This is a genomic window from Streptomyces sp. NPDC031225 (assembly GCF_055570355.1).
This window is the reverse complement of sequence record NZ_JBVIHJ010000002.1, coordinates 374,606-382,953: the sequence shown is the minus strand read 5'-3', so window position 1 is coordinate 382,953 and position 8,348 is coordinate 374,606. Positions and strand designations below refer to the sequence as shown.

10 protein-coding genes (1 of these 10 cut by a window edge) are annotated in these 8,348 nt (G+C 68.5%); 4 read left to right on the top strand and 6 right to left on the bottom strand.

Translation table 11 applies throughout. The features are described 5' to 3' along the window. From ACZ48Z_RS04635 to ACZ48Z_RS04620, 4 genes are all read right to left on the bottom strand, one after another. Positions 1–205, bottom strand: the beginning of a protein-coding gene (locus ACZ48Z_RS04635) for a M28 family metallopeptidase (protein WP_468734294.1). 935 nt of this gene lie to the left of the window's left edge; only the first 205 of its 1,140 coding nucleotides appear in the window; its start codon is at positions 203–205; the stop codon falls past the left edge of the window. Positions 206–356: 151 nt separating this feature from the next. Then, positions 357–824 (bottom strand): VOC family protein, encoded by a 468-nt coding sequence (locus ACZ48Z_RS04630; protein ID WP_468734293.1) that lies wholly within the window; start codon positions 822–824, stop codon positions 357–359. 163 nt (positions 825–987) lie between these two features. After that, positions 988–1,992, bottom strand: a complete 1,005-nt coding sequence (gene rarD / locus ACZ48Z_RS04625) for an EamA family transporter RarD (protein WP_468734292.1) — start codon at positions 1,990–1,992, stop codon at positions 988–990. Between the two features lie 129 nt (positions 1,993–2,121). Then, positions 2,122–2,976, bottom strand: a complete 855-nt coding sequence (locus ACZ48Z_RS04620) for an SDR family oxidoreductase (protein WP_468734291.1) — start codon at positions 2,974–2,976, stop codon at positions 2,122–2,124. Between the two features lie 90 nt (positions 2,977–3,066). Here ACZ48Z_RS04620 and ACZ48Z_RS04615 point away from each other — a divergent pair, with 90 nt between their 5' ends. The 4 genes from ACZ48Z_RS04615 (at position 3,067) to ACZ48Z_RS04600 (ending at position 5,083) form a co-directional block, all read left to right on the top strand. After that, the gene (locus ACZ48Z_RS04615; RefSeq protein ID WP_468734290.1) at positions 3,067–3,468 is read left to right on the top strand and encodes a winged helix-turn-helix transcriptional regulator; all 402 of its coding nucleotides are present in this window, start codon (positions 3,067–3,069) and stop codon (positions 3,466–3,468) included. A gap of 202 nt (positions 3,469–3,670) precedes the next feature. Then, a complete protein-coding gene (locus tag ACZ48Z_RS04610) occupies positions 3,671–4,090 on the top strand; it encodes a DUF6082 family protein (RefSeq protein WP_468734289.1) in 420 nt (139 codons plus the stop codon). A gap of 178 nt (positions 4,091–4,268) precedes the next feature. Beyond that, a complete protein-coding gene (locus tag ACZ48Z_RS04605; protein ID WP_468734288.1) occupies positions 4,269–4,457 on the top strand; it encodes a hypothetical protein in 189 nt (62 codons plus the stop codon). 140 nt (positions 4,458–4,597) lie between these two features. Then, on the top strand, positions 4,598–5,083 hold the full coding sequence (locus ACZ48Z_RS04600) for a DUF6082 family protein (RefSeq protein WP_468734287.1): 486 nt from the start codon (positions 4,598–4,600) through the stop codon (positions 5,081–5,083). Between the two features lie 66 nt (positions 5,084–5,149). Here the strand turns inward: ACZ48Z_RS04600 and ACZ48Z_RS04595 are convergent, their stop codons facing one another. Together ACZ48Z_RS04595 and ACZ48Z_RS04590 are read right to left on the bottom strand one after the other, a co-directional pair. Further along, a complete protein-coding gene (locus ACZ48Z_RS04595; protein ID WP_468734286.1) occupies positions 5,150–6,229 on the bottom strand; it encodes a 2-oxoacid:ferredoxin oxidoreductase subunit beta in 1,080 nt (359 codons plus the stop codon). Next, the gene (locus tag ACZ48Z_RS04590) at positions 6,222–8,150 is read right to left on the bottom strand and encodes a 2-oxoacid:acceptor oxidoreductase subunit alpha (protein WP_468734285.1); all 1,929 of its coding nucleotides are present in this window, start codon (positions 8,148–8,150) and stop codon (positions 6,222–6,224) included. The genes ACZ48Z_RS04595 and ACZ48Z_RS04590 overlap by 8 nt, the downstream gene beginning before the upstream one ends. Positions 8,151–8,348 lie beyond the last annotated feature (198 nt).

Genomic DNA, 8,348 nt, shown 5'->3' with positions numbered 1-8,348 from the left:
ACACCCCCCCCCCCCCCGCCCCCTCCCCCCCCCCCCCCCCCCCCCCCCCACCACCACCCCCCCCCCCCCCCCCCCCTCCCCCTCCCCCCCCCCCCCCCCCTCCCCCCCCCCCCCCCCCCGCGCCGGCTATGGACCCGCCGGCCAGGAGGGAGACGGCGGCGACGACGGCGGTGGCCGTGACGCGTCCGGGAACCGAGAGCTTCATGTGGGGGGCTCCGAATTCCATGGGGATCCCTGAAATCACAGGGAATCCACAGCGAATGGGTGCCTGGATGGTGAAGCTGAGGTTGACTCACCGTCAAGGGCGCAATCCGGTCACGCCCGTTCGCATATCGGATATCGCCGCCCTCGCATGCTCATTGCACGCAGAACTCGTTGCCCTCCGGGTCCGCCATCACCACCCACTCGCCGCCCCGCTCCCGCACCTCCCGCAGCACGCTCGCGCCCAGCCCCGTCAGCCGCGCGACCTCGGCCGTCCGCTGCCCGTCCGGGGCGTGCACGTCCAGGTGGAGCCGGTTCTTGACCGTCTTCGCCTCCGGCACCCGCTGGAACAGCAGCCGCCGCCCCAGCCCGGTGCCGCTGTCCTTGTCGTACGGGTCGCCGGGATGCCGTACGGCGACCAGGTCCCGGAAGGCGAGGCGTCCGTGGTATCCGACGGTCGCCTCACGCGGCACCGCGCCCAGTTCCAGCAGCCGCCCGATGAGGGCGTCGTTGTCCTCGGCCACGTAGTGCAGGGCGGCCGCCCAGAAGTCGGCCTGGGCATGCGGGTCGCCGGCGTCCACGACGACTTTCCAGTGCAGGGGTGCGGGTGATGTCTGCGTCATGGAGCCACTTATAGCGGCGAACGAGGTCCCGGGCTGTCCCAAGGCGCGTTTGGATCGCGGCGACGGACGGGGTCGCCGAGTCCGAGCAGGGCCTGGTGAGCGGACTGCTGCACACGGCGACCCGGTTCGGCTCGGCGATCGGGATCTCGGCGGTGACCGCGGTCTACGGCCTCGCGGTGGGCGAGTCCAGCGGCTCCGCACCCGAGGCCAGGCTCTCCGCCTTCCGTACGGCGCCGGCGGTGCCCGGTGTGATGGTGGTGCCCGGCCTGCTGATCTGCCTCCTGAGCGTGCGCGCGGTGCGCAGGGCGTCCCAGGTGAGCAGCGCCAACGCCAGCCAGACCAGCGCGAACCCGGCCCAGCGCTCGGGCGGCATGGCCTCGCCGAAGTAGAGGATGCCGAGCATGAACTGGAAGACCGGGGCCAGGTACTGCAGCAGCCCCAGCGTGGACAGCGGCACGCGGATCGCGGCGGCGCCGAAGCAGACCAGGGGGAGCGCGGTGACGATGCCGGTCGAGGCGAGCAGGGCCGCGTGACCCGGCCCCTCGGCGGTGAAGCTGAGATCGCCCTGGTTGCTCAGCCACAGCAGATAGCCGAGCGCGGGCAGGAACTGGATCGCGGTCTCGGCGGCCAGCGACTCGACCCCGCCGAGGTTGACCTTCTTCTTCACCAGGCCGTAGGTGGCGAAGGAGAAGGCGAGCGTGAGCGAGATCCACGGCGGCCGCCCGTACCCGACGGTGAGAACGACCACCGCGGCGGCACCGATCCCGACCGCCAGCCACTGCACCCGCCGCAACCGCTCCTTGAGCAGCAGCACACCCATCGCGATGGTGACGAGCGGATTGATGAAGTACCCGAGCGAGGCCTCCACCACATGGCCGCTGTTCACGGACCAGATGTAGACGCCCCAGTTCACGGTGATGACGGCCGCGGCGACGGTGACGAGCGCGAGCCTGCGCGGCTGCCGCAGCAGCTCACCGGCCCAGGCCCAGCGCCGTACGAAGACGAGCGCGACGGCGACGAAGGCGAGCGACCACACCATCCGGTGGGCGAGGATCTCCGCGGCCCCGGCGGGCTTCAGCAGGGGCCAGAACAGCGGGACGAGACCCCACATCCCATAGGCGGCGAAGCCGTTCAGCAGGCCTATGTGCCCCTCACCTCTCGACTTCACGGACCCTCCTCCTCGCACTGTCCTCGCCCGCACGAAGGTAACGCCGAGCACCCCCGCCTGTCATGCCCGTATCGCTATACGGTCATGACAGGCGGGGGTGGCGCACCCGGGGGCTGCCGGGGAGTGAGGTCAGCCCTTGAGCGCGACCGCGATGGACTCGGCGATCGGGGTGGTCGGACGGCCGGCCAGGCGGGACAGGTCACCGGAGGAGACGACCAGCTCGCCCTTCTCGATGGAGGCGTCGACACCGGCGAGGATCCCGGCGAACGGCCCGGGCAGTCCGGCACCGGTCAGGATCCCGGTGTAGGCCTCGACGGAGACGGCGTTGTAGGCGATCTCCTTGCCGGCCTGCTTGCCGACCTCGGCCGCGTACTCGGCGAAGCTCCAGGCCTCGTCGCCGCCCAGCTCGTACGTCGAGTTCTCGTGCCCCTCGCCGGTCAGCACGGCCACGGCGGCGGCCGCGTAGTCGGCGCGCGAGGCGGAGGAGACCCGGCCGTCACCGGCGGCCTGGACGACCGCGTTGTACTCCAGGACGGGGGCGAGGTTCTCGGTGAAGTTCTCGTTGTACCAGCCGTTGCGCAGCAGCGAGTAGGGCAGACCGGAGGCGAGGAGCGCCTTCTCGGTGGACCGGTGGTCGTCGGCGAGCGCGGCGCTGAGGGTGCCGGGTGCGCTGGTGTACGCGAGGAGCGCCACGCCGGCGGCCTTGGCGGCGTCGATGACGACCTGGTGCTGGGCGGGGCGGCCCTTGTCGAACTCGTTGCCGGAGATCAGCAGCACCTTGTCGCCGGCCGCGAAGACGCTGTCGAAGGTCTCGGGGGTGTTGTAGTCGGCGACGGCTATCTTCACGCCCTTGGCGGCGAAGTCGGCGGCCTTCTCCGGGGTGCGGACGACGGCGGTGATCTGCTCGGCCGGAACCTTCTCGAGCAGCTGCTCGACGACGTGGCGGCCGAGGTGTCCGGTGGCTCCGGTGACGACGATGCTCATGGTGGCGATCTCCTTGTGGGGTGCGATGGCACTAACCATAGGGGAAGCGCTAACTCAGCGAAAGTACCCACTTTGAAGTAAGGTACTGGCATGACGGTAAGTACGGAACAGATCCTCTCGGAGGCGGCCGCGGGCGAGGCGATGTGCCCCCACCGCCTCGTCCTGGAACACGTGACGAGCCGCTGGGGCGTCCTGGTCCTGATCCAGCTCCTGGACCGCCCGTACCGCTTCAGCGAACTCCGCCGAGCGATCGGCCGGGTCAGCGAGAAGATGCTGACGCAGACCCTCCAGACCCTGGAACGCGACGGCCTGGTCCACCGCGACGCCAAGCCGGTGATCCCGCCACGCGTCGACTACTCCCTGACCGACCTGGGCCGCGAGGCCGCGGAACAGATCCGGGGACTGGCGGAGTGGACGGCGCGGAGGATGGGGGCGGTGCAGGAGGCGCGGGAGGGGTATGACGCGCGGAAAGCGGGCTCTGAGCAGGGATGATGTAGATGGTTCGGCTGCCTGCGCGAATGCGGATGCCCCTCTACGGGCACATACATGTCAGGGGCGTAGACCGGTCCTCGTACCGCCCATGAGACCGCGACCGGCAGTCGGGCGCCTGACCCGGGGGTTCGCATTGGCCGCACAGAATCCGGATGCGCGAAGGATCGATTCTCCATCGAGTCAGGAGGAGCTCCTGGAGAGCGTGCTCCGGCAGCTCGCCTCCCTTACCGAGGAGATCCGCAAGGCCAATCTGATACAGCTGCATCGCATCATGGCGGAACAGACGGGACGTGCCCTGGCGGATCCCGCATTGGCGGAAGCCATGAGCACCCTCCAGGGCATGTCGGAGAGCAGGCGCCGACAGGTGCTGTTCGTCAACGCGCAGTACAGCGCCATCATGTTGCATCACCGTCTGGGTGCCATCGACTGGGACGAGCTGATCGGCTACCTGCGGGTGTGGTGCTCGAACGGTGTCTTCCAGGAGTACTGGGATCTCACGGGTGACGCACGCAGAGCTCTGGCGCCGGAGTCCCTGGAGGCGAGGGTCGGCCGGGCCGTGGACGAGATGATGGAAGAGATCGCCAGCGGCAGGGTCTGGTGGGTTGTAGGGCCTTCTGAGTGAAGTAGGTGACGCGCGGGCATTTCGGCCTGCTATTTTGTGCCGGTAAATCGCAACTCCCCCGTCCACGAGTGAACTTGACCGCGTTCGGCCCCAGACAGAGAGTTCCCGCGTGTACAGCGACTTCCCCGCAGTCAATATCGTCCGCCGACTCGGGGATTCACCCCGCCAACGAGGAAGCATGTCGGGTGAGAACTGCCCCGACCTTTTCGAGTTGAGCGACGGCAGTTTCGCGGTCATCGGCACCGACCGGACCGACGAACTGGACGGACGGCTGCCGGTCGATGCCTCTCGTGCCGACTACGAACGGATCGTCGTCATCACTCGCGAGACCCTGTTGCGCGCGAAGAGGGACATCCCCGACGCGTGACCACGGACCGTCCGGGCGCTGCCCGTGACGGCTGGTACAGCCCGGGCCTTCCTTTCCGCCTCCTGGTATGAACGCCATATCCCTCTGTGCGCCCCTCGTCCGCCCCTGTCGCGACCCGTGGTGCCAGGCACGGTGGCGGTATGACGGTGCCTGAGAAGGAGCTCCTTCACGAGGTGCTGCGCGCCTGTTCGGTCATGGCGGAGAGGCTCGGCCGTGTGGCGGACGCGCTGCACCAAGCGAATCTGATCCAGGTGCAACGCCTCTTCGCGGAGCAGTTGGACCGGTCGATCGAGAACGCCCAGTTCGCCGCCACGGTGAGCACATCGGACTGCATCTCCGAGAGGAGACGTCGTCAGATGATCCACGCGGGTCGGCAGTACAGCCTGGTGCTGCTCGCGCATCGCTTCGGTCACATCGACCGCAGCGAACTCCTCGGCCACATGAAGGCACTGATCCGTGACCCCGCCTTCGTGGAGTACTGGGAGCGCACAGGCGAGCAGCGACGACAGTTGCCGACGGAGTCGTTGGAGGCACGCATCGGACGGGCTGTCGACGTCATCGTGGGCGAACGGCTGGACGACCTCGAGGACTGGTGGATCATGAGTTCCGAGTCGGAGCGGGGGTGAGCCGCCAAGCCGGAAGGCCTCGGTGTCGTATCTCTGCATCCGGACCTTCCGGCGTCGACAGGACTGTCAGCCCACAACCGTCCAGGTGTCGCCCCCGGCCAGCAGCGCCCCCAGATCCCCCTTGCCGTTCTGCACGATCGCGGCGTCCAGCTGGTCCGACATCTGCGTGTCGTACACCGGGCGGTCCACCGAGCGCAGTACCCCGATCGGGGTGTGGTGAAGGGTGTCCGGGTCGGCCAGGCGGGAGAGAGCGAAGGCGGTTGTCGGAGAGGACGCGTGCGCGTCGTGGACCAGGATCTGCGACTCGTTCGACGGTGTCACCGGCACCACCTTCAGGTCACCCGTCGCCGCGTCCCGCACGACCCCCTTGGACAGGTCCGCCCCGAAGCGGATCGGCTGTCCGTGTTCGAGGCGGATCACCGCTTCCTCCGCCTGCTGCCTGTCCTTCAGGGCCTCGAAGGCGCCGTCGTTGAAGATGTTGCAGTTCTGGTAGATCTCGACCAGCGCCGTGCCGGGGTGGGCGGCCGCCTCGCGCAGCACCGACGTGAGGTGCTTGCGGTCCGAGTCGACCGTGCGGGCCACGAAGGACGCCTCCGCGCCGATCGCGAGGGACACCGGGTTGAACGGGGCGTCCAGAGAGCCCATCGGCGTCGACTTCGTGATCTTGCCGACCTCGGAGGTCGGGGAGTACTGGCCCTTCGTGAGGCCGTAGATCCGGTTGTTGAAGAGCAGGATCTTGAGGTTGACGTTGCGCCGCAGGGCGTGGATCAGGTGGTTGCCGCCGATGGAGAGAGCGTCGCCGTCGCCGGTGACGACCCACACCGACAGGTCCCGGCGTGACGTGGCCAGGCCCGTCGCGATCGCGGGGGCGCGGCCGTGGATGGAGTGCATGCCGTACGTGTTCATGTAGTACGGGAACCGCGACGAGCAGCCGATGCCCGAGACGAAGACGATGTTCTCCTTGGCCAGCCCCAGCTCCGGCATGAAGCCCTGGACCGCCGCGAGGATCGCGTAGTCACCGCAGCCGGGGCACCAGCGGACTTCCTGGTCGCTCTTGAAGTCCTTCATGCTCTGGCGGGCCTCGGCCTTGGGGACCAGCGAGAGTGCCTCGATCGTGCCCGTGCCTTCCGTGGACGTCTCAGCCATCGATGGCCTCCTTGAGAGCCGTGGCGAGCTGTTCGGCCTTGAACGGCATACCGTTGACCTGGTTGTAGCTGTGCGCGTCGACCAGGTACTTCGCCCGGATGAGGGTGGCGAGCTGCCCGAGGTTCATCTCCGGGATGACGACCCTGTCGTACGCCTTCAGCACCGCGCCCAGGTTGCGCGGGAAGGGGTTGAGGTGGCGCAGATGGGCCTGCGCGATCGCCTCGCCGGCCGTCCGCAGACGTCGTACCGCCGCCGTGATCGGGCCGTACGTCGACCCCCAGCCCAGGACCAGCGTGCGCGCCTCGTGCGGGTCGTCGACTTCCAGATCGGGTACGTCGATCCCGTCGATCTTGGCCTGGCGGGTGCGGACCATGAAGTCGTGGTTGGCGGGGGAGTAGGAGATGTTCCCGGTCCCGTCCTCCTTCTCGATGCCGCCGATGCGGTGTTCGAGACCCGGTGTGCCGGGCACGGCCCATGGGCGGGCGAGGGTCTGCGGGTCGCGCTTGTAGGGCCAGAACACCTCGGTGCCGTCGTCGAGGGTGTGGTTCGGGCCCTGCGCGAACTGCACGGTCAGATCCGGGAGTTCGTCGAGTTCGGGGATGCGCCACGGCTCGGAACCGTTGGCCAGGTAGCCGTCCGACAGCAGCATGACCGGCGTGCGGTACGCCAGCGCGATCCGCGCCGCCTCCAGCGCCGCGTCGAAGCAGTCGGCCGGAGTGCGGGGAGCGACGATCGGCACCGGCGCCTCGCCGTTGCGCCCGAACATCGCCTGCAGCAGGTCCGCCTGCTCGGTCTTGGTCGGCAGACCGGTGGACGGGCCGCCGCGCTGGATGTCGATGACGAGGAGCGGTAGCTCCAGGGAGACGGCGAGGCCGATGGTCTCCGACTTCAGGGCCACCCCCGGCCCGGAGGTCGTCGTCACCGCGAGCGAACCGCCGAAGGCCGCGCCCAGTGCCGCGCCGATGCCCGCGATCTCGTCCTCGGCCTGGAAGGTCCGGACACCGAAGTTCTTGTGCCTGCTCAGCTCGTGCAGGATGTCCGAGGCCGGGGTGATCGGGTACGAGCCCAGGAACAGCGGCAGGTCCGCCTGGCGAGACGCGGCGACCAGCCCGTAGGACAGGGCGAGGTTCCCGGAGATGTTGCGGTAGGTGCCGACCGGGAACGCCTTCGTCGCCGGGGCGATCTCGTAGGAGACGGCGAAGTCCTCGGTGGTCTCACCGAAGTTCCAGCCCGCCCGGAAGGCGGCGAGGTTCGCCTCGGCGATCTCCGGTTTCTTCGCGAACTTCGTCCGCAGGAACTTCTCCGTGCCCTCGGTGGGCCGGTGGTACATCCATGACAAGAGGCCGAGCGCGAACATGTTCTTGCTGCGCTCGGCCTCTTTGCGACTGAGGTCGAAATCCTTGAGGGCCTCGACGGTCAGCGTGGTCAGGGGGACCGGATGAAGGCTGTAACCGTCGAGGGAGCCATCTTCCAGCGGCGAGGCCGCGTACCCCACCTTCTGCATCGCCCGTTTGGTGAACTCGTCCGTGTTGACGATGATCTCCGCACCGCGCGGCAGGTCCGCGATGTTCGCCGCCAGGGCCGCCGGGTTCATCGCGACCAGCACGTTCGGCGCGTCCCCCGGCGTGAGGATGTCGTGGTCGGCGAAGTGGAGTTGGAAGGAGGAGACCCCCGGCAGGGTCCCGGCGGGGGCCCGGATCTCGGCGGGGAAGTTGGGAAGGGTGGACAGGTCGTTGCCGAAGGATGCGGTCTCCGAGGTGAAACGGTCACCGGTGAGCTGCATCCCGTCACCGGAGTCACCCGCGAAACGAATGATCACCCGGTCGAGACGGCGGACATCCTTCACGCCGGTCTCTTTGCGCTGCTCTCCCACGACGGCTTCGTCGGCCTGCTCCGCTGCGCTGCTGACCTGACTGGTCACTGAACTGGACCTCCCTCGAGGCGGCTGTTCGGGAGCGGCCTTCCCGCAGGCCTTCCCAGGATCAACCCTACGACCGCAGGGGTCGCCTTCCCTCGGCCATTCGCATGATGGACCCGGTTTTGAGACGGTACGACGCCCTGACTTGTCATGAATTACACGCCCCCCGGCGCTCTCCTTGAGGACGCTCCCACTCGTCCT

Bases quoted from the DNA above. Each gene is read 5' to 3' on its own strand.
- ACZ48Z_RS04630 (WP_468734293.1), bottom strand. From the start codon at position 824: ATGACGCAGACATCACCCGCACCCCTGCACTGGAAAGTCGTCGTGGAC.
- ACZ48Z_RS04620 (WP_468734291.1), bottom strand. From the start codon at position 2,976: ATGAGCATCGTCGTCACCGGAGCCACCGGACACCTCGGCCGCCACGTC.
- ACZ48Z_RS04615 (WP_468734290.1), top strand. From the start codon at position 3,067: ATGACGGTAAGTACGGAACAGATCCTCTCGGAGGCGGCCGCGGGCGAG.
- ACZ48Z_RS04605 (WP_468734288.1), top strand. From the start codon at position 4,269: ATGTCGGGTGAGAACTGCCCCGACCTTTTCGAGTTGAGCGACGGCAGT.
- ACZ48Z_RS04600 (WP_468734287.1), top strand. From the start codon at position 4,598: ATGACGGTGCCTGAGAAGGAGCTCCTTCACGAGGTGCTGCGCGCCTGT.
- ACZ48Z_RS04595 (WP_468734286.1), bottom strand. From the start codon at position 6,229: ATGGCTGAGACGTCCACGGAAGGCACGGGCACGATCGAGGCACTCTCG.